We start from the raw sequence: 21,687 nt of genomic DNA on the forward strand, positions 1-21,687 counted from the left end.
GAGATCAGACATGTTCACCGCTCGTTTTTGAACCGTGAATCACGCCGCAAAACGGAAATCAATGGGTCCTGACCCTAAGCCGACATTAGCGCACCCCTCCGACTGGGCAATGTGCTCAGAAAAAGCACGCGCCCAACAAAGGCAATCCGACCAATCCTTGAAGCCACGGCATTGATCCCCATCTTAACCCGCGACCGTGCGCCCTCTGGTACTTTCTGCACAAGCAGCGTAAAAAGGGTGCTGCGCGAAATATTTGGAGCCTCGCATCGATGAAAGAACATCGTGGCCGTCTGACCAAGGACGGTATCCGTATCTATGAACAGGGTGACTTTGCCGGCATGCAGGCGGCAGGGGCTTTGGCTGCGCGGATATTGGATGATATTGCCGATCATGTGTTCGTCGGCCAGACCACTGGCGCGATTGACGGGCTCATCACGCAGATGGTCGAGGATGCGGGCGCAACTTCGGCCACGATTGGATATAAGGGCTATCAGCATGCCAGCTGTATCAGCGTCAATCATGTGGTCTGCCACGGCATTCCCGGCGACAAAAAGCTGAAGGATGGCGATATCCTGAATATCGACGTGACCGTTATTGTCGACGGCTGGTTCGGGGATACCTCGCGCATGTATGTAGCGGGAAAGCTGCCGCGCAAAGCCGAACGGTTGATCCAGATCACTCATGATGCCCTGTTCAAGGGCATCGAGATGGTCAAACCCGGCAACACGTTCGGCGATATCGGCCACGCGATTCAATCATTTGTCGAGGCACACCGGATGAGCGTAGTCCGCGATTTTTGCGGCCACGGGCTGGGCCGGGTCTTCCATGCACCGCCAAACGTTCTGCACTATGGCCGTCCGGGCACTGGTGCGGTTCTGGAAGAGGGCATGTTCTTTACCATCGAGCCGATGGTCAATCTGGGCCGCCCCGAGACCAAGACGTTGGCCGATGACTGGACCGCCGTGACGCGCGACAAGTCACTGTCGGCACAGTTTGAGCACTCGGTCGGTGTAACGGCAGATGGGGTCGAGATCTTTACCCTGTCGCCAGGCGGCAAGTACCACCCGACCTATTCTTCCTGATCCGCCGCCTGATCCCGTAGCAGCTTTAGCAGCAGGGTTTCCTGCCCCCATGGCGTGACCGCATCATGGATGAAAACCGGCGCGCGCAGAGGCGTGCGCTGGGGATCGGTTGCGGTGTCAGCCTCTTGCGGAAGTGACCAATTCGACGGGGTCAGTGCACGGTCCATGCCCCGCAGGGTAACATGACCGGGTCAAATCCCCAAAAGCGCCGGAACCTGCGCCATGTCAGAGAAGACTTCGCCCCCCGCAGCGGCCAGTTTTTTACCGCCACCATGCGGTGCATAGGCCAAACAGCGCATATGTGCCCTGCTTGCTGCGGTCACGCCGCTGAGGCTGTCCTCGATCACCAGAGGGTTTGACGCGTTGAAGCGTTCAGCCGCAGTCAGAAACAATGTCGGGTCCGGCTTGGCCGTTCTCAGGACATGGGCCGAAAAGGCGACATCGCGAAACCGATCCCATAACCCGTTCTGACCCAAAGTGATCTGCATCTTGTCCGGGCTGCCGTTCGAGGCGACACAGAAGGGCAGCCCGTTTGCCTCGAGAACCGCCAGCAGGTCCGCCACGCCGGGCATCAGCTGCACGCCAAGTCGGAGCCGGTCATAGGTTTCCGCATAGACCTCATCAACCCAGCCTGTGGGCAGCTCCGCGCCCAGCGCCCGGGCTTTGTCCCGCACCCCGGTCATGGTGCCCCCAACGAACAGCTTCATACTGTCTTCGATTGTCAGGTTCAGGCCATAACGGGCAAGATTGTCGACCAGTACCTGATTGGACAGCGGCTCACTGTCGACCAGGACTCCGTCGCAATCAAAGATCACCAGATCATGCATCCGGATCGCCATTCCACATCAGGGTGATATGCGTGTCGCCATATTTGCGGCTGTTATGCAACACGAACCCGTCGGGCGGCTGCATGGGCGCGTTTTCCTCCCAGACGACAAGGGCGCCTTGTGCGAACCAGCCGTCAGAAAGAGCCGCAATCGCCTTTTGCCCAAGGGATTTGCCATAGGGCGGGTCCAGGAAGATCAGGTCATAAGGCGCGTCGGGATTGGCCGCCAGCCGCGTTGCGTCGCGACGGATCAGCTCGGTACAGTCAGAGCTGCGGGTCAGGTCGATATTCTTGCGGATCAGGCCCTGTGACACGCGGCCATCATCGACAAAGCTCACATGTGCCGCACCGCGCGACAAGGCCTCAAGCCCCAGCGCACCGGTGCCTGCGAACAGGTCCAACACGCGCAGCCCGTCAAAATCAATCTGATGGGCCAGTACGTTGAACAGGCTTTCGCGTACCCGGTCTGTGGTCGGGCGCAGATGCGCGCCGGCGTCCCCCTTGCCGACCGAGGCCAAAGCCCGACCTCGGAAGGCTCCGGCGATGATCCTCACGCTCTGAGCAGCGGTTTCAGGTCCGCATCCGGGTCGGCCACAATAGCAGGATCAGCTGTTTTTCCGCTTTCAATCAGACGCTTACCAACCATATAGGCACGCGGATCGTTCATCGCGTCGACCGCGATCAGCTGATCGCCCTTATAGTACCAGAAGGACACGGTCTGCCCGTCACCATTGCGGGTCACCACCCGGTCATACCCGGTGTTCAGGCCCGCGATCTGCAGTTTGACGTCATACTGATCCGACCAGAACCACGGAATCGCAGTATAATCCTTTGCCGCGCCCAACATGTTCTGGGCAACAATCTCGGCCTGATCAATCGCGTTTGGCACGCTTTCCAGACGGATACGCCCGCCAGCATGCGGGAATGAGGCGCAATCGCCCGCCGCCCAGATCGACGGATCAGAGGTGCGCCCATGCGCATCTGTCTTGATGCCATTGTCCAGCTCAAGCCCGGCCATCTCGGCCAGTTGGGTTGCAGGAGCGATGCCAACGCCGACAACAACGAAATCGACCGCCAGTTCTGTTCCATCGGTCAGCACCGCGCCAGTGACCTTGCCGTTTTCACCCAGCAGTCGGTCCAACCCGACGCCTTCGCGGATATCGGCGCCATATTCGGAATGCAGTGCTCGGAAATAGTCACTGGTTTCGGGGGCGGCGACCCGTTGCAAAATGCGGTCGGCCATTTCGACCAGGGTCACCTTGACCCCGCGCTTGGCGCAAACGGCTGCGGCCTCAAGCCCGATGTATCCCCCACCCACGATCAAAGCGCGCGCACCTTCAGAGACGAAGGGTTCCATTTCGTCCACATGGGCCAGATCGCGCACCACATGCACGCCGTCCAGATCGCCGCCAATAGCAGCGGGAAGGCGGCGCGGGTCTGATCCGGTGGTCAGGGCCAGCTCATCATAGGCAACAACCTGATCACCCAGCGCTACTGTCTTGGCCTGCGGGTCGATGTCGGTCACGCGCTGACCAAGGCGCAGGGTGATATTGTTATCGGTATAGAAGATTTCGGGGCGCAGGAACAGGCGCTCTAGCCCCATCTCACCCAGAAGATAGGCCTTGGACAAAGGTGGTCTCTGATAGGGCAAATGCGGCTCCGCGCCGATCAGAGTAATCTCGCCGTCGAACCCATCTTTGCGCAGCCGGGCGACAAGCGAAGCACCTGCCTGGCCGGCGCCAATCACGACAATATGGCTCATATTCCCCTCACCCTGTCGAATTCCCGTGGTCACTTTTGTTAGCTCACCTATATTGCGGCTAGGCCCGACTCTGCAAATCCAAATGACAGGAGCGAAAAAATGATTTCAACAGGTGACACTCTGCCCGACGCCACATTGACCCAAATGGGGGCAAATGGCCCTGAAGAGGTCCGCGTTTCGGACAAGACCAAAGGGCGCAAGGTTGTCATTTTCGCCGTGCCCGGCGCCTATACCGGCACGTGCACAACGGCGCATGTTCCAAGCTTTATGCGTACCAAAGACCAGTTCGATGCAAAAGGCGTGGAAGAAATCATCTGCATCTCGGTCAACGACCCCTTTGTCATGAGCGCCTGGGGCGAGTCCACCGGCGCAACTGCGACTGGCCTAACCATGTTGGCCGATGCGGCGTCTGAATTCACCAAAGCCATCGGGATGGATTTCGACGCCCCGCCCGTTGGTCTGATCGGCAGGTCCAAGCGCTATGCGATGCTGGTCGAAGACGGCAAAGTGGTCGCCATGAACCTGGAGGAAAATCCCGGCGTCTGCGAGATTTCCGCAGGTGAAGGGCTGTTAGAGGTTATCTGACCTGATCTGGCCCCAGTGCTGCTGGGGCCATTTTCGCAATTTAACTTGCGGCACTCTCATGATGGGCGAATACTTGGTACATATTCATCAGGGAGTTTGTTTATGAACCTAAAGACATTTACCTTTCTTTTAGGTCTGACCGGCGCACTTGGCGCTTGTGGACCGGCCCCTACCCCGCAGCAACAGGCCGCACGACAGCATGAGATCGCCTGCCTGAGCGGCACAGTGGGTGGTGCCTTGCTGGGCGGTGTCATCGGCAATCAGTTTGGCGGCGGTTCCGGGAAAACCATCCTGACGGCAGCGGGTGCTGCGGTCGGCGGCGTTGAAGGTCAGAGGTTCGCATGTTGAGAGGGATGAAGATGAAAACCGCAATCGTCCTGTCGATGTTGTCCCTGGCGGGTGCCGCAACGGCCGAAACCGTGGCGGAGCTGCATGAGAATGAGCTTAAGGCCATCGACACCAATAATGACGGCTTCCTGTCGAAAGATGAGTTCGACGCCTTTTCCGACTATGCGTTCCAGACGATGGATGAGGACAAGAACGGCACATTGGGCCTGGATGAAGCCAAGCCGTTTCTGGATATAAAGCAATTCCAAAAGGTTGACCGGGACCGGGATAGTAATATTTCAAGAACGGAATACGATCAGCATATGACCGAAGATTTTATTTCTGCTGATCAGAACAGCAACGGTCAACTGGACTAGGCTCTGCGGCCTTGGGCCAGACAGGAGTATGCAATGACCAAATGGAGCGCTCTTTTTGCGCTGGGGTTGCTTGCGGCATGTGATGTGCCGCAGGCCCCTGTTGTGACCGGCCCTGATGGCCAATCGAGGATTGAGATCAGCGCCACTGGCCTGACCTGCTATGACCGGCGTTGTCTCGACATCAACCCCGCAGCACGGTCCGTGCGCATGATCGGCAACAGAACTACCCGGATACCTGCCGAAATCGACGTTAGTGACAACCTGGTCACCCCAGCCGAGTTCAGGCGGCTGGGTCAGGTTGCCAGCCTTGCCGGTGGTGTCGGATCACGCGGTGACAGCGGTTAGACCAGGCTGTCCATCTTGCGGGCCAGTTTGGCGTCAAGCGCCGAAAGCCCGCCGACATCATGGGTGGACAGCGTCACCTCGACCGTGCGGTAGACATTGAACCATTCGGGATGATGGTTCCATTTCTCGGCAAACATAGACACTTGGGTCATCCAACCAAAGGCGTGGACGAAGTCCTCGAACATAAAGGTCTTGGTGATCGCATCCCGGTCCTTGACCATGGTCCAGCCGCTTTTGAACAGCGGGTCCAGCAAGGGGCCACGGGTCTCGGTCGACAGAAGTTCAGTCATTGGTGTTCCTCCGGGTTCGACTTTCTGAACGGGCCATAATCAGTCAGAATCTCGATTTCTTCTCCCACTGCTTGGGCCTCGGCGTCCAGATATTTTTTGATCGCATCGGCAAAGCTGGGGTCATTGACCCAGTGCAGGCTGTGCGTGCGCGTGGGAAGATAGCCGCGCGCCAGCTTGTGTTCGCCCTGCGCCCCTGCCTCGACCCGGGCCAGGCCTTGCGCAATGGCAAAGTCGATTGCCCTATAATAGCACAGTTCGAAATGCAGGCAGGCATGATGTTCGACGCAGCCCCAGTAACGGCCATAAAGCGTTTCGCGCCCGATAAAGTTCAGCGCCCCCGCAATCGGATACCCGCCGCGCTCGGCCAGAACCAATGCCATGTCATCCGCCATGGTTTCCTGAGCGATATCAAAGAATTGCCGCGTCAGATAGGGCACGCCCCATTTCCGAGCGCCAGTATCCTGATAGAACTCCCAGAACGCGTCCCAATGTTCAGGGCGCAGGTCATCACCCGTCAACGCGCGGATTTCGCCGCCAAAGGCGCAGGCCTGCGCGCGTTCCTTGCGAATGTTCTTGCGTTTGCGCGAGGATAAAGCGGCCAGAAATCCATCGAAATCCGCATACCCGTCGTTCAGCCAGTGAAATTGCTGGGAATGGCGCAGCATCAGGCCCATCTGCGCGCCAGCCAGCGCCTGATCTTCGGTGCAAAAGGTCGCGTGGACAGAGGAAACCTGATTGTCCGCCGCCAGCTGCACCGCCCCCTGCACCAAGGCGGACATGCCCACCGCCTGATATCCCGGCCGCAGCAGAAAGCGGCGCCCGGTGGCCGGGGTGAACGGCACGGCAATCTGCAGTTTGGGATAATACCGCCCGCCGGCGTTTTCATAGGCATGCGCCCAGTTGTGGTCGAAGATATATTCGCCCTGACTATGCGATTTGGCATACATCGGGGCGGCCCCGATCAACATTCCATCCAGATAAACCGTCAGGTATTGCGGCTGCCAGCCGGTACCCGGCCCGACCGACCCGCTTTCCTCCAAAGCCAAAAGAAAGCGATGAGTGGTAAAGGGATCAAGCGGACGGCCCCAATCCGCAGCCTCGGGGCAGGCACAGCTGTCCCACTCTGCCGAAGTAATCTGCGAGAGCGATCCAAGTACCCGAACCTCGATTTGTGCCTGATCCATGTGCCCTCTGCGTTTCATCTCTATCTGTGACGGAAGGGGCGCGGTTCAACCCGGATGCGCGGCTAAGTACCCTTCGAAAGTCACATTATCGGCAATCTTGCGGGCCTCGGCCTCTTGCGCAGCCGAGCGAACGGTCCAGCACAGGACCGGAACACCCTGCGCCTTCAGCTCGGCGACCCTTGGGCGGGACAAGTCTTCGGCTTCGTGGCTGATGAAACTGGCCCCGACCCTTGCGAAATCCGGGATGTCCCGCAGGTAATCGCACACCGCCGCAGGCAAAAGTTCGACTTTGGGCTGATACGAACAGGTCGTGATCCCCCTGGGCAAATGCGGCGCCAACCGCGCCAGTTCAGCCACCGAATTGGGGTTGAACGACATCAGCGCCACCGGACCTTCATAACCCTCAAGGGCTCGTACAGTATCGCGCTCGAGCGGGCCCACATTCGGGCCCATCACACCGTCCTGATCCTTAAGCTCGATCAGCAGGGGCACCTTGCCCGCCACGATTTCCAGCACATCATCCAGTGTCGGAATACCGTCATCAGCGTGCAACAGCTGTGTCTCGGACGCTACCTGCGCCGAAATCTGCCGAACTGGGCCCGGTCGCCCGGTCAGTCGCCCCAGGTCATAGTCGTGAAAGACCAAAGCCCGGTTGTCGGCGCTCAACTGCAGATCAATCTCAATCCCGTAACCGGCCTTAACAGCGGCACGAACCGCCGCCCGGCTGTTTTCCGGGCGGTTGTCCAATTTGTCGTGCAGGGCCCGATGCGTGATCGGGGCCTGTAGGAACGTAGCGGGCAGTACCGGGGTCATGCGATCTCGAAGATGCCTTCGATCTCAACCGCGACGCCCAACGGCAACGACGCTGCACTCACGGCCGAGCGCGAATGGCGACCAGCCTCGCCCAGCGCCTCGACCAGAAAGTCCGACGCACCATTGATCACCTGCGGCTGGTCGGTGAAATCGGCGGTTGAATTCACGAACCCTGTCAGTTTGATCACACGCACCAGCTTTTCTATATCGCCACCGCAAGCAGCCTTGACCTGCGCCAGAAGATTGATCGCGCAGACCTTGGCAGCCGCAGCACCCGCTGCAACATCCATGTTATCACCCAGCTTGCCGGTGATCAGTTCCGCATCCTTGGAAATCTGTCCTGAAACGTAGACGATATTGCCGACCCGCACGAAAGGCACATAGTTGGCGGCGGGCGCCGGCCCGTCCGGCAGACTGATTCCCAGGCTTTCCAGTTTTGCTGCGATACTCATCGGTTGATCCTCACCTGATATAGACTCGGCCGGACGCTATCCGGGATCGTTCGGCTGGAAAAGTGTGAAACCAGTAAAACTGCGGTCAGTGGCGTATTAAGCGTAACTTCTCTTATCCCGAGGTGTTGAACTTGTGTCACTTTACCTGATGCAGTCGGCCGGGTTAAACGCGAACTGTTTCAAAATGGGCCCAAAACCTTTATGTGACGACAGATTGAGCCGCAAAATGGCCGCAGGCATTATTGATTGAGCGTCCAGCCCCACTCACAAAACGGCTGGCGCGTTTGGAGTTGAAATACCGTGTTGAGCAAGATCAGATTCAAGCCCCTGATTGTCGTGACCCTGATGACCGTTCTTGGCGCTTGTGCGTCCCAACCCGCCGATCAGGCCGCGCGCGGCGATACTTTCGATCCCTACGAGAATACAAACCGCGGCATTCACAAGTTCAATCTGGGCGTCGACCGGTTCCTGTTCCGTCCGGCCTCGAAGGGCTATGTGAAGATCGTGCCCGATCCGATGGTGACCAGTTTCAACCATTTTGCCGAAAACCTGACTATGCCGGGTCAGGCTCTGGATTATCTGCTGCAGGGCAATCTGAAGCAGTCGGGCAATGCCCTGCTGCGGTTCCTCATCAATACGACCGTTGGTGGCGCGGGTCTGTCTGACCCGGCCAGCGAATTGAACCTGCCGCCCGTGGATACCGATTTCGGTGAAACCCTGCACGTCTGGGGTTTTGGCGAAGGCGCCTATGTGGAATTGCCCTTCTATGGCCCCTCAACATCCAGGGATGCGGTCGGCGTCGTCGTCAACCTGTTTTCGAACCCGATCAACTTCACACCGGTGCGCCCGGTTGAGAATATCGGCGTCTACGCCGAAATCGTAAGGCGGATGGGCGACCGTGGACGGTTCTCGGACACAGTCGATTCCATCCTCTATGAAAGTGCTGACAGCTATAAGCAGGCACAAACAATTTACCTGCAAAATCGACGTTTCGAACTGGCACGCGATGATGAGGACGCCTATCTGGGATTGTATGACGATCCCTATGCAGATATCGGGACCGACCCTGTCAGAGACCCCTACCTTGACCCCTACGAGGATCCATATGCCGAGTAATTATTTGAAGAGAAGAGAGTTTATTGCATCTGGCATCGCCGGCCTGGCGCTAGCCACCCTCCCCTTGCCAGGCTTTGCCCAGACAGAGGCCAGTGCAAAAGCGTTGGTCGTTAGCGTTGTGGATGACATCAACCGCGTCATCAGTTCGGGAAAATCCGAAAAGAGCATGATCCGCGATTTTGAAAAGATCTTCGTGCAATATGCTGACGTTCCGATCATGGCCCGCTATGTGCTGGGGGCCGATGGCCGCTCGGCCAGTGCGTCACAGATAAAGCAGTTCACCGACGCGTTTCAGGGCTATATCTCGAACAAATACGGACGTCGCTTTCGCGAGTTCATTGGCGGCGAGGTGACCGTTCGAAATGCGCGCAAGATCAAAGCCGGATACGAGGTGCGTACCTCGGTCAAGCTGCAAGGCTCCTCGCCCTTTGAGGTGACCTTCCTGGTGTCCGACAAATCCGGCCGCGACAAATTCTTCAACATGTTTATCGAAGGCGTGAACATGCTGCTGACCGAACGTACCGAGATTGGCGCCATGCTGGACGCGCGCGGCGGTGATCTGAACCGTCTGATCAAGGATATGAAGCGAACCGGGTGAATTCACAGCGATTTGCTGCAGTCAAAACTTTCAAATCCGCTCGTAGTTTCGACCAGTTCGGCCTCATAGTGTGCGATCATTGGCATTGCAATGGGTTCGATCTGGTCATTCCAGACCGCCTCGCCATAGAAGCTGTCCTTTATCCTGTCGCGTTCTTCCAACGAAGAGAACGCGCGCATCCAATGCACTTTGTCAGGATTTTCCAGATCTCTGAGCGGCCCAAACACAAGCATTCCTGCATCCCGCAACGCAGCGCGATTGTGTTTCTCAAAGAATTCTATGAACGCTTCTCGGCGGCCCGGTTTTAGTGTGTAATGTCGAATTTCCAGTATCATCGAAATACCCCGGGCAATCTCGTTGGCCTGACATGGCGTCAGTACTTGGCGAAATTGCCCGAGTTTAGCAAGAACAAGTCCTGCGCAGTGCGCTAGTTCAACCGCTCGCCGGTTTCCTTGGCAAAATAGGACACTTTGCTCATGTCAAAGGCCAGGTTCAGCTCTTGTCCGGCCTGGGCGCTGGTTTCCGCGTGCAGGCGCGCAGTGACCTGTTTGCCGCCCAGTTCGGACACAACATAGGTGTCAGCTCCGGCAGGTTCGACCATGTCGACCATGCAAACCGCTTCCTGTACACCGTCTCCGGCGCGGAACCCGGCCTCGGCGATATCCTCTGGGCGCAGGCCCAGAATGACATCCTGCGGCAGTGACAGATCACGGGCATCCTTCAGGACTAGCGTTTCACCCGATGACCGCTCGATGGCAATTTCGGTGCCTGTGCCGTTCTTGGTTGCCTTTGCAGGGATCAGGTTCATCGCAGGTGAGCCCATGAAATCAGCCACGAACAGGTTGGCAGGGTTGTTATAGATCTCGGCCGGGCTGCCGATCTGCTGCACGATCCCGCCTTTCAGAACCACAATCTTGGTGGCCAGCGTCATTGCCTCGATCTGGTCGTGGGTCACATAAACGATAGAGGCATCCAGCGTCTGGTGCAGCTTCTTGATTTCTGTCCGCATCTCGACCCGCAGCTTGGCGTCGAGATTCGACAGCGGCTCGTCAAAAAGGAACAGTTTGGGGTCGCGCACCAGCGCCCGTCCCATCGCCACCCGCTGACGTTGACCACCGGACAGCTGACTAGGACGGCGGTTCAGCAGCGGTTCGATTTGCAGCAGCGCGGCCACATCCTTTAGCTTAGCGTCCTGCGTGGGCTGATCAACCCCGCGCACCTTCATGCCAAAAGTGATGTTCTTGGCCACCGACATGGTCGGGTACAGAGCATAGGACTGGAACACCATGGCAATGTCGCGATCCTTGGGGCTGACATGGGTCATGTCCTTGCCGCCAATGGCCAGCGTGCCGCCGGTGATCGGTTCAAGCCCGGCAATACAGTTCAGCAAGGTGGATTTGCCACAACCCGAGGGGCCAACCAGCACCAGAAAGTCGCCCGGTTCGATCGAGATGTTGATATCCTTCAGGATCTCGGTTGCGCCGTAGTTCTTGTACAGCTTGTTGATATCAAGGATGGGAGCCATCATTCTATCCCTTCACAGAGCCAGCGGTCAGGCCGCGGATGAAATACTTACCGGCAACGACATAGACGAGCAGCGTCGGCAGACCCGCGATGATCGCGGCGGCCATGTCGACATTGTATTCTTTGACACCGGTGGTGGAGTTTACGATGTTGTTAAGCGCCACAGTCACAGGCTGTGTGCCCGCCTGGCTGAACGACACGCCGAACAAGAAATCATTCCAGATCTGCGTGAATTGCCAGATCACGGTTACCACGATGATCGGCAGTGACAGTGGCAGGAAGATCGACCAGAAAATCCGCAGGAACCCGGCCCCATCGACGCGAGCGGCCTTGGTCAGCTCGGCCGGGATAGAGACATAATAGTTGCGGAAAAACAGCGTTGTGAAGCCAAGACCATAGATTACGTGGACAAAAATCAGACCCGGAATGGTTCCGGCAATACCCATCATGCCCAGAAGGCGCGCCATCGGCAGCAGGACGACCTGAAACGGAATGAAGCAACCAAACAGCATCAGCGAGAAGATGATGTTAGCCCCTTTGAACCGCCACTGCGCGACAACGTAACCATTCAGAGCGCCCAGCAGGGTCGAGATAGCCACCGCAGGCACCGCAATCAGGACCGAGTTCCAGAAGTAAGGCCGCAGACCTTCGCATTGGATACCCGTGCAGGCGCCCGACCAAGCGGTTTTCCAGGCCTCGAAACTCACCTCACGCGGTAACGATATCAGACTACCGGTACGGATTTCCTCAAGACTTTTGAGCGATGTCGTCAACATCACAAATAATGGCATCAGGTAATACAGCGCGAACAGACACAGCACCACGTAAAGCAGCCAGCGCAGGGCGATTTTGCTCATGTTACTTTGGCTGGGGGTTTGGGTGTGGGGCATCGACAGATCAGTCATTTTTAGCCCTCAATTCTGAGTAGAGATAAGGAACCACGATGGCAAAGACGACCAGCATCATGATCATTGCAGAAGACGCCGCCTGACCGATATCGCCGCGCGAAAAGGCCATCGCATACATGTAGGTGGCGGGCAGATCGGTCGCATAGCCCGGACCGCCTCCGGTCAGGGCGATGACAAGGTCAAAGCTTTTGATTGCCAGATGCGCCAACACGATGAAAGCGGACAGGAAAATCGGGGCCATCGACGGGATGATGATCGCGGTATAGATACGCCATGTTGGAATACCATCGACCTGTGCGGCCTTGATGATCTCGCCATCGACCGAGCGCAGACCGGCCAGAAACAACGCCATCACAAAGCCCGAGCTTTGCCAGAGTGCGGCAATGACGATGGTGTAGATCGCGTAATCGGGATTCACAAGCCAATCGAATTCGAAGTTGGGAAAGCCCCAACCCTGCACCATGGACTCAATCCCCAGACCGGGGTTCAGGATCCACTTCCACGCCGTGCCCGTGACGATCATCGACAGCGCCATGGGGTAGAGATAGATTGTTCGGATCGCTCCTTCGACGCGGATTTTCTGATCCAGCAGGATGGCCAGCAGCAGGCCCAGCAGCATCGCGATCACGATGAACAGAGTACCAAAGATATACAGGTTGCCAATCGCCGTATCCCAGCGCGGAGAGTCGAACAGGCGCTCATACTGGATGAAGCCATGGATCTCGTATTTCGGCAGCAGTTTCGATCGGGTCAGCGACACCCATGCGGTCCATCCGATAAATCCGTAGACAAAGATCAATACGGCGATGAACGACGGTGCCAGCACCACCTTGGGCAGGTGGTTTTCCAGCCATTCGGACATGTTTTCCTCCGGGGAAAGATGCTCTGCCCCACACCTTGGGGGGCAGAGCGTATTGGATCAGTAGCTGTTGGCCACCGCGTCCGCCAGTTGCTGAACCGCGTCAGCCGAGGACATATCCGAGTTGAAATGCGCGGTCACAACATCTGTGATCGCACCAGCCTGCGACCCGCGCAGCGCCATGCCATGGGCATAAGACGGCAGCAGTGAACCACCTGCCGAGGTCGAGCCCATGTCTTCGGCCGAGATTTGCGCGCAGATGTCAAAGGCATCCAGCGACACATCGGTCCGGGCCGGGATCGAACCCTTGTTCAGGTTGAACACTTCCTGAAAGTTCGGTGCAACAATCAGCTTGGCCAGCAATTCCTGACCGGCGCGATTGTCGTCGCCCTCAACCTCGAACATGGCAAAGCTGTCGACATTGTACAGATATCCATCGCCGGGGGTCGAGGCGCACAGGAAATCCTCACCAGGCTTCTTGCCCGCTGCCAGGAATTCGCCCTTGGCCCAGTCACCCATGATCTGAAAGGCCGCTTCGCCGTTCATCACCATCGCGGTGGCCAGGTTCCAGTCACGGCCCGAGAAGTTCTCGTCCACATAGCCACGCAGGGTGCGCATCTGGTCAAAGACCTGGATCATCATGTCCGAGGTCAGTGCTTCGGGGTCCAGATCGACCAGGGCTTTCTGATAGAACTCGGGTCCGCCAAGACCCAGTGCAACGGCTTCGAAAACCGTGGCGTCCTGCCAGGCCTGACCGCCATGGGCCAGTGGGATCACACCGGCGGCCTGCAGTTTCTCGGCAGCGGCGTTGAACTCATCCCATGTGGTGGGCATTTCGATGCCATTCGCAGCCAGCACATCGGCATTGGCCCAGATCCAGTCGATGCGGTGAACGTTCACAGGCGCCGCGCACCAAGTGCCTTCGCACATCATGTGACCAGCGATCGACGCGGGCAGAACGTCGGCCCAGCCTTCGGCGGCGGCCACGTTCGAGATATCGGCCAGAACGCCCTCTTCATACCATTCCTGAATCGCCGGGCCTTTCAGCTGAACCGCTGTCGGCGCGTTGCCTGCCAGAACCCGCGCCCGCAGCGCCGTCATGGCTGCATCACCGCCGCCGCCTGCGACAGGCATATCGGTCCATGTGCCCCCGTTCGAGGCAAACTCTTCCTGAAGCACGGCCACCGATTTGGCCTCGCCACCGGATGTCCACCAATGCAAGACCTCCGCCTGTGGTTCGGCCACCACAGATGATCCGGCTGCGACGGCCAATGCGGACACAGTCGCAAAAGAAAATCGTTTCATGTTTTCTCCTCCCTGAGAATTCGGTGCCAGTCAAAATGGCAATGCCGCAATACTGTGTCCCTATCTGAGTCTGACAACGCTAAATCCGGGCCAATACCCGGGAATGGCGCAAATTTTCACCGCTTTTGTTACAGCGTGTTACGTTAGCATTGAATCTGTTTCCGTTCGTTACAATGGACGAAGTTTGGGGCCAGAGAACAGGAGGACGAACACTGTGAGCATTCCGCGGCTGTTGGTGGTGGATGACGACCCTGAAATGCGGTCGATGATGACCCAGTTCCTGCAACAGAATGGCTTCATTGCGCTGCCCGCCAGTTCCGAAAGCGAAATCCGCGCCCATCTCAAGTCGGGTCGGATCGACCTGATTCTGTTGGATGTGATGCTGGGGGATGAAAACGGCGTTGATATCTGTGCCCGCCTGCGGGCCGAACAGGACGTGCCGATCATTCTGGTCTCGGCCTTGTCCGCCGATCATCAACGCATGGCCGGGTATGAGGTGGGCGCCGACGATTACATCGCCAAGCCTTTTAATCCGCAACTGATGCTGGCTCGCGTACGCGCCGTCATGCAACGGGCGCGTCGTACACCTTCGCTTGCCTATCGCCGCCGCACCCGCTCCTTTAAGTTTGACGGCTGGCTCTATGACGGCAAACGGGACGAAGTGCATTCGCCCGACGGATATCTGGTATCCCTGTCGCAGCGAGAAACAGCAATGCTCAAGGTTTTTCTGGCCAACCCGCATATTCCCCTGACCCGGGATGAAATCGCCGCGGCCCTGGATGTAACAGGCGCTAATGACAAGAGCGAAGGCCAGGGACGCGCCATCGACATGCTGGTCGGGCGGCTGCGATCCAAGATCGAAGCCAACCCCAAAGACCCGCAAATGCTGAAGACCGAACGCGGTGTGGGCTATATCTTTGCCGCAGAGGTGTCTGTGGACGAAACCGCATGACCGTCCGCGCCACGCGCCTGCGCAGCCTGGGCTGGATCTGGACCTGCGCCGCTTTTACCTCGGGGTTGCTGGCCGCAGGCCTTTGGTTCGCCTCGGCCCGGGCATGGCAGGAATTCCAGACCCGTGCATATGTTGCCGGGTTCGCTATTTACGAGGATTTGCGCATCGGTAAATCCCCACCGCCAGGCATCTCCATCGTACCATTGCCGCCCAAAGCAGCCAGCCTGGCGGATGCCGGGCAGTTTGAGCAACTTCCCGGGTTTTCGGATCGCAGCTTTGTCACCAACCTGTCGATCCTGACTGACAGCTCAGCACCCGTTTCAGGCCGAGAGCTGACGCTGGCTGTGATGTCAGACCGGCTGGTTTACCCGGTGTCCGACATCCTCTCCGGCATCGACCAGACCGGCCCTGAGAAAATGGGCAACCTGACCCGGCTTTTGGCGACCTATTGCAGCGAACCGATACTGATCGCCCGCTATGGGCGCGGCGCATGGCAACAGGTGGACGGGACAGATATCTGGGGATGCCGTGCAGCCCCAACCGACCTGCGTCTGCCTACGATTCTGGTCGCTATTGTCGCGCTGGCGGTGATCCTGACCTCGGTGGGCAATGTATCAGACAGTTTCACCCGCTTTTCTACTGCCTTGCGCGACCGCAAAAGGCGGGGTGGGCCGAACAGTTATGAGGCCGATGGCCCGGCCGAACTGCGCGACATCGTCTCTGCCGTGAACGAGCATCTGGACGCAGAGCGCATGCAACTGGAAAAGCGCGCCACTGTTTTATCGGGTGTCAGCCACGATCTGGGCACCCCGGCCACCCGCGTCCGGCTGCGTGCCGCATTGATCCCAGATGCCGAGCTGCGCGAAAAACTTGAGGCCGATGTCGATCAGATGACCGGCATGATCGAAAGCGTTCTGACCTACACACGGTCCGAGCTGAGCATCGAAGAACCGCGGCAGATTTCACTGACGTCGCTGGTCGAGGCTCTGGTCGCGGACTATCAGGATATGGGACTGCCGGTGACCCTGAAAAAGCTGGCCCCAGTGGCGGTACAGGGCGGCACGTCCGTTTTCATGTCGCGCCGAGGGCATGGATCCCTGCCCGAGACCCGGCGGATACTGGTCGTTGGCAGGCCAATTTCGCTAAAGCGCGCCCTGACCAACCTGATCGACAATGCGCTGAAATATGGGCGCCATGCCGAGGTTCAGCTGGAAACCGATGCCAAAATAGCAACCATCACCGTCGAGGACAAAGGGGCCGATCTGTCCGTCTCGGATATCGAAGCCCTGATGGCCCCGTTCCGGCGCGGGTCAAACTCCGGGTCTTCGGATGGGTTTGGTCTGGGACTGACAATCGCGGCGACAATCGCGGAACAGCATGGCGGCACCCTCAGCTTCGAAGCCGGAGAGCAAGGCCTGCGCGCACGTCTGCAGATCACCAGGCAGTGACGATTCATGTCATATAGCTACGCACCAGCGCGCTTGCGATCAGCGACCAGCCGTCGGCGATGACAAAGAAGGCTAGTTTGAACGGCAGCGACACTGTTGCAGGCGGAACCATCATCATCCCCATCGACATCAGCACAGCGGCCACCACAAGATCAATGATCAGAAACGGCAGGAAGATCAGAAACCCGATCTGAAACGCCCGCGCTATCTCAGAGAGCATGAAAGACGGCATCAAGATCGACAAGGGTGCCTCGGCCGACAAGGACACAGTATCACCCCCAGGGCGTAGGGCCGCCATGGCATGGAAGGTATCGGGATCAACTCGCCCTGCCATAAAGGCACGAAACGGCTGCAACGCGCGCTCCAACGCTGGTTCGACCTCCATCGCTTCTTCGACCATGGGGCGAATGCCTGTGGCCCAGGATTCGGAAAAGACCGGCTCCATGATGAAATAGGTCAGAAACAGTGCGAGGCTGACGATCAGCATGTTGGGGGGGGATTGCTGCAATCCGATCCCTTGCCGCAAGATGGCCAGAACGGTGATCAGGAACGGGAAACAGGTAATCATGATCGCCAGCCCAGGCGCAAGGCTGAGCACGGTAATCAGCAAAATCAACTGAATGGTGCGCGCGGAGATCGAACCACCTTCGCCCAGCGACAGCGACACCTCTTGTGCGGCGGCCAGAGACGGGGTCAGCGTCAGCAACACCGCCACCCAAAACAGGAAACGCATTACCCGATCCCGTTCTGCAGATCCGCGATTTCGGTTAGGCGCACGGCCAGTTGCCCGGCTTGATCACCCTCCATCTCTTCCAGCAGACCGCGCGCCACCAGTTGATCGCCAACATATAGGTCCACAGGATCTTCGATCCGTTTGTCCAGGGTGAGAACAGCGTTTTCCCCCATATTCAGCAGATCTCGGATTAGCGGGCGCGCCCGACCGACTGACACGGTTACCTCGATCGGAACGGAATCAAACGGGCTGGCTTTTTCGGGTTTGGGGGATTGCGGGTCACTCATTGTTCAATGCCTCTTTTGCCTCATACACGTAAGCGTCAAATGCTGAACGGATTGTCTCTAGCAAGGCGCTGCTATCCACCTCTCGCTGCGAGGTACCAACCTGCAGACGTGCCTGACCGGCCCCAAGAGACGGGTCCTCGACAACGCGGGTCGGGGTGGCCAATTCGGGGGGCAACAGCCCTTCGACAACACTCGCGAACCCCGAAGGCACAAAGATTTGCATCGGTTGGCCAATCTGTTCACCGGCCATTTCTGTAAGCTGTTCGACCAGCCGCGTGGCCTGCCCCCGATCCAGGGTGTTCGGCAACACCAGATTGACGAGGCTCTGGAACATGGGCTCCAACGACAGTGTCATCCGGCTCGTCGCCTCATGATAGGTAAAGGACATATCCTCGAGCGCGCGGGCAAGGTTGTCTGATACCTTTCCACGACCCTGTTCCTGGGCCTGAAGGGCATCGTCCCAACCAGCGCTGTAGCCGTGTTCGAAGGCGCCTAGCCGCTGTTCCTCCAGCGCCTCTTCGTCCAGAAAATGAACTTTGCCGCCGCCGGCCTGTACAGTGAAATCCTCAAGAAGATGAGCTATCGACATCACGCACGCTCCTCACTTTCTTCAAGCCAGCTGCGCAGAATTTCCACGGTTTCCTCCTGCTTGTCTCCGATCATGGCGCGCAGCCGATCAACCGGATCAGCGCCTGGATTTGCCGCCAATGCCGGCACGTCTGCTGGGGCGTGCCCCGGAATGGCGGCGAATTGCCCGCCCTCTTCGGTCGCGATCTCACCGGTCAGAACTGCCTCGGGCTCTGGCAGTGTTCCCGCTGGTAAAAGGGCGGGGGCAAGGGCCGGTTTCATCAGGATCGGACGGATCACGAACAATCCCAGAACCAGCATCACGATCGCCAGAACGGCCATTTGGACCAGTGACATCGCGTCAAAATGAACCTGCTGCCAGATCGAGGACGAAACCACAGTTCCGCCAGGCTCTACTGCGGGCAGATCCAGCGATTTCAGGGTGATGACATCACCTCGTTCTGCATGGAACCCAACGGCCGAGGCCACAAGCTCTCCCAATGCGTCAAGCTCGGTCTGAGGCAATGGCGCAAAGCTTTCTGCACCCGAGGCATCAACCGAGCGCATTCCATTCACCAGCACCGCCACTGTCAGGCGCTTGATCGCCCCGGGTGCGGTGTGAACCTCTAGCTCCGTCTCGGATACCTCATAGTTGACCCTCTCCCGCGTCTGTGTGGCATTTGAATTGGATGCATCCTCACCTGCGCCGTCGCCATCGGGCAGGTTCGACGCCACCGTGACATCGGACGATTGGTTCCGGGCGCTGTCAGACCGTTCCTCGACATCGGTGCTGATGGCTACGCGCCCCTTAGGATCAAAGCGCCTTTCACGGATGGATTCGGTTTTAGTGACCGTATCGACACTGACTTCGACGACTGCATTTCCGGCCCCCACTCGGGCCTCAATCAGACGCAGGACCCGTTCGCGCAGCTGGCGCGACTTGTCATCCGCAGAATCTGCCGCAACCGCAGTCTCTTTTGCGCCAATGACCGCACCATTTGAATCAATCACCGCCACATTCTCGGGTGCGAGGCCGCTGACGGCAGAAGAGACCAGAAAACGGATCGCCTTGGCCTGATCCGAAGTGAAATCCGCACCCGAGGACACCAGATAGACCGAAGCCGTCGGCGCGACGCTGCGCTGAAACGGGTTCGTTGACCCGTTGGCAATATGCACGCGTGCCTGACTTATGTGAGGGCTGCCGACAATCGTGCGTGCAAGCTCACCCTCTTTCGCACGCCAATAGGCAGCATCGAACATTTGCGAGGTGGTGCCAAAACCGCTGAGTGAATCCAAAAGCTCATACCCGCGGTTTCCGTTCGCAGGCAGGCCTTCGCTGGCCAGAGTCATGCGCAATTCGTCCCGCTGCGAGCCGGGCACGTAAATCGAACCGCCTCGAATCTCATACTGTACGCCGCGCTGATCCAGTGATCGAACGATATCCCCCGCCGCGGCGCTTTCCAGCCCGGCATAGAGTAGGGTCATCGACGGCGCCGTCGCCAACCGCGACATCGCAAGGACCCCCAAAAACACCAGCACAACTGCACCGGCGACAATGATTTGCTTTCGCCTGTCCAAACTTGCCCAGACAGTTCCGATCTGCTGCACGCTCACCTCCGACTCACCGACATTCTGCCCGGCGCACCCCCTGTTTGGACGATTGCCCTTAACAATCGGTTAGTCCCTGCCGGGTTATGACATCCCCAGACTGAATGAATGAGGACGTCATGACTGACGCGACTGCAGAACAGGCAGAAGCCCCGGAAAAATCGGGAAAAAAAGGATTGATCATTGGGGTGATTCTGGCCGTTGCCGGGGCTGCGGGCGGGTATTTCCTGACCACTTCGGGACTCCTGCCATTTGGCGGCCAACCAGCCGCGGAAGACGCCAAAGAAAAAGACAAAGGGACCGAGGTTAAAGCCCTGCCTGAGGTTGGTTTTATCGACCTGCCGGCGGTGATCGTCTCGGTCAGTGCCGGCGATTCGCGGCACCTGAAATTCCATGCCCAGCTTGAGGTGAACAGCAGCTACGCCTCGGATGTCGAGAAGATGAAGCCTCGAATCATGGATGTTCTGAACGGGTATCTGCGGGCGGTCGAAGTGTCGGACCTGGAGGATTCGCTCGCACTGATGCGCATTCGCGGTCACCTTTTGCGTCGCATTGAAATCGTCGTCGGGGAAGGGCGCGTGCGCGATGTCCTCGTGATGGAATTCGTATTGAATTAGGAGGCCGAGATGGAGCTGATTGCAGATATTTTGCTGGTCGCAGGTGCGCTGGGCGCGGGTCTTTACTGTTTTGTGCTGTCCCGTCGGTTAAAGCGGTTCACTAATCTGGAACAAGGTGTCGGTGGCGCGGTCGCTGTCCTGTCATCCCAGGCGGATGAGCTGAAGAAATCTCTTGATTCGGCACGAACTGCTTCGGACCAGTCGGGCCTTGTACTTGAGGCACTGACCCAAAGGGCGGAATCGGTTGCTCAGCGGCTCGAACTGATGATGGCCTCGATGCACGATGTCATTCCGGCCGAAGAACCCGCCGAAGACATCACGGTTGAAGAACCCAAGCTGCAAGAACCCGGAGCCGAGGAACCAACGGCGGAACCTGAGCCTGATGAGGCTCCGGTCGAAGCGGTGGAAAAGCCAGAAGCCCCTGTCGCGCCCAAATCCGGGGACGCTAAGGAAAAAAAGCGCCCGGGCGGGCTGATGTTTTTCCGCCACGACCGCAATAGCGAAGAGGCCGCGACATGAGCGGACGCGTTGTAGAGAAACGACCAAGAAGCGGTGTGCTGACAGTGATCTCACTGTTGATGCTTGGATCAGCCGCGATTCGGCTGGGGTTTGAGGCTGCACCAGCCCTGGCAAAAGGGGCCGAACAGGCAGAATCAAAACCGAAAGAGACCCAAGCAGAACTGCCCGGTGCCCGAATATTGCTGACCGAATTGCTGCGGCGCGAAGAAGCGTTGAAAAAACGCGAAGCCACAGCCATTGATCGGGAAAAGGCGCTGGCCATTGCCGATGAGGCCATTGAGACCCGCCTGGCCGCCCTGCAGCAGGCCGAAGAGGCGCTGCGTGAGACGCTGGCCATTGCAGAAAAAGCGGCTGAGACAGACCTGACGCGCCTGACGGATGTCTATCAGAACATGAAGCCGAAAGATGCGGCCGCCCTGTTTGAAACGATGGACCCGACCTTTGCCGCCGGATTCCTGTCACGGATGCCGCCCGATGCCGCAGCCGGTGTTTTGGCAGGCCTGAACCCCGAGGCTGCCTATACAATCAGCGTGATTATGGCCGGGCGAAACGCTTCGGCTCCGCAGGAGTAGCCCCCATGATTTTCAACCCTGCATCGGAATT

General features: G+C 58.2%; 29 protein-coding genes. 12 read left to right on the plus strand and 17 right to left on the minus strand.

What is annotated here, in order from left to right; genetic code table 11:
• Positions 1 to 269: 269 nt before the first annotated feature.
• Positions 270 to 1,082 carry a type I methionyl aminopeptidase gene (map, locus tag AC2FIM_RS15600; protein ID WP_271952408.1) on the plus strand — a complete coding sequence of 271 codons (813 nt, stop codon included), beginning with the start codon at positions 270 to 272 and terminating at the stop codon, positions 1,080 to 1,082.
• Here the strand turns inward: map and AC2FIM_RS15605 are convergent.
• Genes AC2FIM_RS15605 through AC2FIM_RS15620 form a run of 4 tightly spaced genes read right to left on the minus strand, consistent with a single transcriptional unit; the run spans position 1,070 to position 3,670 of the window.
• The gene (locus AC2FIM_RS15605; RefSeq protein ID WP_496678387.1) at positions 1,070 to 1,249 is read right to left on the minus strand and encodes a hypothetical protein; all 180 of its coding nucleotides are present in this window, start codon (positions 1,247 to 1,249) and stop codon (positions 1,070 to 1,072) included. The genes map and AC2FIM_RS15605 overlap by 13 nt on opposite strands.
• A 24-nt stretch (positions 1,250 to 1,273) precedes the next feature.
• Positions 1,274 to 1,921, minus strand: coding sequence for an HAD family hydrolase (locus AC2FIM_RS15610; protein ID WP_496678389.1), 648 nt, complete (start codon positions 1,919 to 1,921; stop codon positions 1,274 to 1,276).
• Complete coding sequence (gene rsmD / locus AC2FIM_RS15615) at positions 1,902 to 2,462, minus strand: 16S rRNA (guanine(966)-N(2))-methyltransferase RsmD (protein ID WP_496678391.1); 561 nt, start codon at positions 2,460 to 2,462, stop codon at positions 1,902 to 1,904. The genes AC2FIM_RS15610 and rsmD overlap by 20 nt, the downstream gene beginning before the upstream one ends.
• Complete coding sequence (locus AC2FIM_RS15620) at positions 2,459 to 3,670, minus strand: NAD(P)/FAD-dependent oxidoreductase (RefSeq protein ID WP_496708254.1); 1,212 nt, start codon at positions 3,668 to 3,670, stop codon at positions 2,459 to 2,461. The genes rsmD and AC2FIM_RS15620 overlap by 4 nt, the downstream gene beginning before the upstream one ends.
• Before the next feature lie 99 nt (positions 3,671 to 3,769).
• Between AC2FIM_RS15620 and AC2FIM_RS15625 the strand changes: the two genes are divergently transcribed.
• From AC2FIM_RS15625 to AC2FIM_RS15640, 4 genes are all read left to right on the plus strand, one after another.
• The gene (locus AC2FIM_RS15625; RefSeq protein WP_142638675.1) at positions 3,770 to 4,255 is read left to right on the plus strand and encodes a peroxiredoxin; all 486 of its coding nucleotides are present in this window, start codon (positions 3,770 to 3,772) and stop codon (positions 4,253 to 4,255) included.
• Positions 4,256 to 4,357: 102 nt separating this feature from the next.
• Positions 4,358 to 4,603 (plus strand): glycine zipper 2TM domain-containing protein, encoded by a 246-nt coding sequence (locus AC2FIM_RS15630; protein ID WP_271952399.1) that lies wholly within the window; start codon positions 4,358 to 4,360, stop codon positions 4,601 to 4,603.
• Positions 4,604 to 4,614: 11 nt separating this feature from the next.
• On the plus strand, positions 4,615 to 4,959 hold the full coding sequence (locus AC2FIM_RS15635) for an EF-hand domain-containing protein (RefSeq protein WP_142638671.1): 345 nt from the start codon (positions 4,615 to 4,617) through the stop codon (positions 4,957 to 4,959).
• 33 nt (positions 4,960 to 4,992) lie between these two features.
• Positions 4,993 to 5,304, plus strand: coding sequence for a hypothetical protein (locus AC2FIM_RS15640; RefSeq protein WP_142638669.1), 312 nt, complete (start codon positions 4,993 to 4,995; stop codon positions 5,302 to 5,304).
• On the opposite strand, the gene AC2FIM_RS15645 is transcribed toward AC2FIM_RS15640, so the two are convergent.
• The 4 genes from AC2FIM_RS15645 to AC2FIM_RS15660 are packed head-to-tail and all read right to left on the minus strand — an operon-like array spanning position 5,301 to position 8,043.
• Positions 5,301 to 5,594, minus strand: a complete 294-nt coding sequence (locus AC2FIM_RS15645) for a 4a-hydroxytetrahydrobiopterin dehydratase (RefSeq protein WP_142638667.1) — start codon at positions 5,592 to 5,594, stop codon at positions 5,301 to 5,303. The genes AC2FIM_RS15640 and AC2FIM_RS15645 overlap by 4 nt on opposite strands.
• A complete protein-coding gene (locus AC2FIM_RS15650) occupies positions 5,591 to 6,778 on the minus strand; it encodes a GNAT family N-acetyltransferase (protein ID WP_271952411.1) in 1,188 nt (395 codons plus the stop codon). Before AC2FIM_RS15650 ends, AC2FIM_RS15645 begins: the two co-directional genes overlap by 4 nt.
• Before the next feature lie 45 nt (positions 6,779 to 6,823).
• Complete coding sequence (locus tag AC2FIM_RS15655; RefSeq protein WP_142638663.1) at positions 6,824 to 7,591, minus strand: glycerophosphodiester phosphodiesterase family protein; 768 nt, start codon at positions 7,589 to 7,591, stop codon at positions 6,824 to 6,826.
• Positions 7,588 to 8,043 (minus strand): RidA family protein, encoded by a 456-nt coding sequence (locus AC2FIM_RS15660; protein WP_142638661.1) that lies wholly within the window; start codon positions 8,041 to 8,043, stop codon positions 7,588 to 7,590. The genes AC2FIM_RS15655 and AC2FIM_RS15660 overlap by 4 nt, the downstream gene beginning before the upstream one ends.
• A gap of 345 nt (positions 8,044 to 8,388) precedes the next feature.
• On the opposite strand from AC2FIM_RS15660, the gene AC2FIM_RS15665 reads away from it, so the two are divergent.
• Together AC2FIM_RS15665 and AC2FIM_RS15670 are read left to right on the plus strand one after the other, a co-directional pair.
• Entirely contained in the window at positions 8,389 to 9,159 is a 771-nt protein-coding gene (locus AC2FIM_RS15665) for an MlaA family lipoprotein (RefSeq protein ID WP_142638706.1), read from the plus strand.
• Positions 9,149 to 9,757 (plus strand): MlaC/ttg2D family ABC transporter substrate-binding protein, encoded by a 609-nt coding sequence (locus tag AC2FIM_RS15670; protein ID WP_271952395.1) that lies wholly within the window; start codon positions 9,149 to 9,151, stop codon positions 9,755 to 9,757. Before AC2FIM_RS15665 ends, AC2FIM_RS15670 begins: the two co-directional genes overlap by 11 nt.
• Positions 9,758 to 9,759: 2 nt before the next feature.
• Here the strand turns inward: AC2FIM_RS15670 and AC2FIM_RS15675 are convergent, their stop codons facing one another.
• From AC2FIM_RS15675 to AC2FIM_RS15695, 5 genes are all read right to left on the minus strand, one after another.
• Positions 9,760 to 10,092 carry a putative quinol monooxygenase gene (locus AC2FIM_RS15675; RefSeq protein WP_271952393.1) on the minus strand — a complete coding sequence of 111 codons (333 nt, stop codon included), beginning with the start codon at positions 10,090 to 10,092 and terminating at the stop codon, positions 9,760 to 9,762.
• A 92-nt stretch (positions 10,093 to 10,184) separates the two neighbouring features.
• Positions 10,185 to 11,282: an ABC transporter ATP-binding protein gene (locus tag AC2FIM_RS15680; RefSeq protein WP_496678405.1), complete on the minus strand. Its 1,098-nt coding sequence runs from the start codon at positions 11,280 to 11,282 to the stop codon at positions 10,185 to 10,187.
• A 4-nt stretch (positions 11,283 to 11,286) separates the two neighbouring features.
• Positions 11,287 to 12,186 carry a carbohydrate ABC transporter permease gene (locus AC2FIM_RS15685; protein ID WP_496678407.1) on the minus strand — a complete coding sequence of 300 codons (900 nt, stop codon included), beginning with the start codon at positions 12,184 to 12,186 and terminating at the stop codon, positions 11,287 to 11,289.
• Complete coding sequence (locus tag AC2FIM_RS15690; RefSeq protein ID WP_142638652.1) at positions 12,179 to 13,051, minus strand: carbohydrate ABC transporter permease; 873 nt, start codon at positions 13,049 to 13,051, stop codon at positions 12,179 to 12,181. The genes AC2FIM_RS15685 and AC2FIM_RS15690 overlap by 8 nt, the downstream gene beginning before the upstream one ends.
• A gap of 57 nt (positions 13,052 to 13,108) precedes the next feature.
• Positions 13,109 to 14,353: an ABC transporter substrate-binding protein gene (locus tag AC2FIM_RS15695; RefSeq protein ID WP_282022100.1), complete on the minus strand. Its 1,245-nt coding sequence runs from the start codon at positions 14,351 to 14,353 to the stop codon at positions 13,109 to 13,111.
• A 214-nt stretch (positions 14,354 to 14,567) separates the two neighbouring features.
• Here AC2FIM_RS15695 and AC2FIM_RS15700 point away from each other — a divergent pair, with 214 nt between their 5' ends.
• Both AC2FIM_RS15700 and AC2FIM_RS15705 read left to right on the plus strand, forming a co-directional pair.
• The gene (locus AC2FIM_RS15700) at positions 14,568 to 15,305 is read left to right on the plus strand and encodes a response regulator transcription factor (protein ID WP_271952387.1); all 738 of its coding nucleotides are present in this window, start codon (positions 14,568 to 14,570) and stop codon (positions 15,303 to 15,305) included.
• Positions 15,302 to 16,753, plus strand: a complete 1,452-nt coding sequence (locus tag AC2FIM_RS15705) for a sensor histidine kinase (protein ID WP_142638646.1) — start codon at positions 15,302 to 15,304, stop codon at positions 16,751 to 16,753. Before AC2FIM_RS15700 ends, AC2FIM_RS15705 begins: the two co-directional genes overlap by 4 nt.
• 4 nt (positions 16,754 to 16,757) lie before the next feature.
• On the opposite strand, the gene fliP is transcribed toward AC2FIM_RS15705, so the two are convergent.
• From fliP to fliF, 4 genes are read right to left on the minus strand one after another with little or no spacing between them, the layout of a single operon-like run.
• Positions 16,758 to 17,486 carry a flagellar type III secretion system pore protein FliP gene (fliP, locus tag AC2FIM_RS15710; RefSeq protein WP_271952385.1) on the minus strand — a complete coding sequence of 243 codons (729 nt, stop codon included), beginning with the start codon at positions 17,484 to 17,486 and terminating at the stop codon, positions 16,758 to 16,760.
• Positions 17,486 to 17,773 carry a FliM/FliN family flagellar motor switch protein gene (locus tag AC2FIM_RS15715; RefSeq protein WP_271952383.1) on the minus strand — a complete coding sequence of 96 codons (288 nt, stop codon included), beginning with the start codon at positions 17,771 to 17,773 and terminating at the stop codon, positions 17,486 to 17,488. The genes fliP and AC2FIM_RS15715 overlap by 1 nt, the downstream gene beginning before the upstream one ends.
• Positions 17,766 to 18,362 carry a FliH/SctL family protein gene (locus tag AC2FIM_RS15720; RefSeq protein ID WP_496729257.1) on the minus strand — a complete coding sequence of 199 codons (597 nt, stop codon included), beginning with the start codon at positions 18,360 to 18,362 and terminating at the stop codon, positions 17,766 to 17,768. Before AC2FIM_RS15720 ends, AC2FIM_RS15715 begins: the two co-directional genes overlap by 8 nt.
• On the minus strand, positions 18,362 to 19,948 hold the full coding sequence (gene fliF / locus AC2FIM_RS15725; RefSeq protein ID WP_271952379.1) for a flagellar basal-body MS-ring/collar protein FliF: 1,587 nt from the start codon (positions 19,946 to 19,948) through the stop codon (positions 18,362 to 18,364). The genes AC2FIM_RS15720 and fliF overlap by 1 nt, the downstream gene beginning before the upstream one ends.
• 119 nt (positions 19,949 to 20,067) lie before the next feature.
• Between fliF and AC2FIM_RS15730 the strand changes: the two genes are divergently transcribed.
• Genes AC2FIM_RS15730 through AC2FIM_RS15740 form a run of 3 tightly spaced genes read left to right on the plus strand, consistent with a single transcriptional unit; the run spans position 20,068 to position 21,656 of the window.
• On the plus strand, positions 20,068 to 20,565 hold the full coding sequence (locus AC2FIM_RS15730) for a flagellar basal body-associated FliL family protein (protein WP_271952378.1): 498 nt from the start codon (positions 20,068 to 20,070) through the stop codon (positions 20,563 to 20,565).
• Positions 20,566 to 20,574: 9 nt separating this feature from the next.
• Positions 20,575 to 21,084, plus strand: a complete 510-nt coding sequence (locus AC2FIM_RS15735) for a hypothetical protein (RefSeq protein WP_271952376.1) — start codon at positions 20,575 to 20,577, stop codon at positions 21,082 to 21,084.
• Entirely contained in the window at positions 21,081 to 21,656 is a 576-nt protein-coding gene (locus AC2FIM_RS15740) for a MotE family protein (RefSeq protein ID WP_271952374.1), read from the plus strand. The genes AC2FIM_RS15735 and AC2FIM_RS15740 overlap by 4 nt, the downstream gene beginning before the upstream one ends.
• Positions 21,657 to 21,687 lie beyond the last annotated feature (31 nt).

This window comes from Ruegeria sp. CDSC052, from assembly GCF_059610685.1.

Excerpts from the sequence above, each read along its gene's own strand:
- AC2FIM_RS15650 (WP_271952411.1), bottom strand. The coding sequence starts at position 6,778 with ATGGATCAGGCACAAATCGAGGTTCGGGTACTTGGATCGCTCTCGCAG.
- AC2FIM_RS15620 (WP_496708254.1), bottom strand. The coding sequence starts at position 3,670 with ATGAGCCATATTGTCGTGATTGGCGCCGGCCAGGCAGGTGCTTCGCTT.
- AC2FIM_RS15720 (WP_496729257.1), bottom strand. The coding sequence starts at position 18,362 with ATGTCGATAGCTCATCTTCTTGAGGATTTCACTGTACAGGCCGGCGGC.
- AC2FIM_RS15640 (WP_142638669.1), top strand. The coding sequence starts at position 4,993 with ATGACCAAATGGAGCGCTCTTTTTGCGCTGGGGTTGCTTGCGGCATGT.
- AC2FIM_RS15635 (WP_142638671.1), top strand. The coding sequence starts at position 4,615 with ATGAAAACCGCAATCGTCCTGTCGATGTTGTCCCTGGCGGGTGCCGCA.
- AC2FIM_RS15695 (WP_282022100.1), bottom strand. The coding sequence starts at position 14,353 with ATGAAACGATTTTCTTTTGCGACTGTGTCCGCATTGGCCGTCGCAGCC.
- AC2FIM_RS15685 (WP_496678407.1), bottom strand. The coding sequence starts at position 12,186 with ATGACTGATCTGTCGATGCCCCACACCCAAACCCCCAGCCAAAGTAAC.
- AC2FIM_RS15705 (WP_142638646.1), top strand. The coding sequence starts at position 15,302 with ATGACCGTCCGCGCCACGCGCCTGCGCAGCCTGGGCTGGATCTGGACC.
- AC2FIM_RS15655 (WP_142638663.1), bottom strand. The coding sequence starts at position 7,591 with ATGACCCCGGTACTGCCCGCTACGTTCCTACAGGCCCCGATCACGCAT.
- fliP (WP_271952385.1), bottom strand. The coding sequence starts at position 17,486 with ATGCGTTTCCTGTTTTGGGTGGCGGTGTTGCTGACGCTGACCCCGTCT.
- AC2FIM_RS15735 (WP_271952376.1), top strand. The coding sequence starts at position 20,575 with ATGGAGCTGATTGCAGATATTTTGCTGGTCGCAGGTGCGCTGGGCGCG.
- AC2FIM_RS15660 (WP_142638661.1), bottom strand. The coding sequence starts at position 8,043 with ATGAGTATCGCAGCAAAACTGGAAAGCCTGGGAATCAGTCTGCCGGAC.
- AC2FIM_RS15715 (WP_271952383.1), bottom strand. The coding sequence starts at position 17,773 with ATGAGTGACCCGCAATCCCCCAAACCCGAAAAAGCCAGCCCGTTTGAT.
- AC2FIM_RS15665 (WP_142638706.1), top strand. The coding sequence starts at position 8,389 with ATGACCGTTCTTGGCGCTTGTGCGTCCCAACCCGCCGATCAGGCCGCG.
- AC2FIM_RS15680 (WP_496678405.1), bottom strand. The coding sequence starts at position 11,282 with ATGGCTCCCATCCTTGATATCAACAAGCTGTACAAGAACTACGGCGCA.
- AC2FIM_RS15625 (WP_142638675.1), top strand. The coding sequence starts at position 3,770 with ATGATTTCAACAGGTGACACTCTGCCCGACGCCACATTGACCCAAATG.
- AC2FIM_RS15645 (WP_142638667.1), bottom strand. The coding sequence starts at position 5,594 with ATGACTGAACTTCTGTCGACCGAGACCCGTGGCCCCTTGCTGGACCCG.
- AC2FIM_RS15670 (WP_271952395.1), top strand. The coding sequence starts at position 9,149 with ATGCCGAGTAATTATTTGAAGAGAAGAGAGTTTATTGCATCTGGCATC.
- AC2FIM_RS15690 (WP_142638652.1), bottom strand. The coding sequence starts at position 13,051 with ATGTCCGAATGGCTGGAAAACCACCTGCCCAAGGTGGTGCTGGCACCG.
- AC2FIM_RS15740 (WP_271952374.1), top strand. The coding sequence starts at position 21,081 with ATGAGCGGACGCGTTGTAGAGAAACGACCAAGAAGCGGTGTGCTGACA.
- AC2FIM_RS15605 (WP_496678387.1), bottom strand. The coding sequence starts at position 1,249 with ATGGACCGTGCACTGACCCCGTCGAATTGGTCACTTCCGCAAGAGGCT.
- AC2FIM_RS15610 (WP_496678389.1), bottom strand. The coding sequence starts at position 1,921 with ATGGCGATCCGGATGCATGATCTGGTGATCTTTGATTGCGACGGAGTC.
- AC2FIM_RS15675 (WP_271952393.1), bottom strand. The coding sequence starts at position 10,092 with ATGATACTGGAAATTCGACATTACACACTAAAACCGGGCCGCCGAGAA.
- AC2FIM_RS15630 (WP_271952399.1), top strand. The coding sequence starts at position 4,358 with ATGAACCTAAAGACATTTACCTTTCTTTTAGGTCTGACCGGCGCACTT.
- map (WP_271952408.1), top strand. The coding sequence starts at position 270 with ATGAAAGAACATCGTGGCCGTCTGACCAAGGACGGTATCCGTATCTAT.
- AC2FIM_RS15730 (WP_271952378.1), top strand. The coding sequence starts at position 20,068 with ATGACTGACGCGACTGCAGAACAGGCAGAAGCCCCGGAAAAATCGGGA.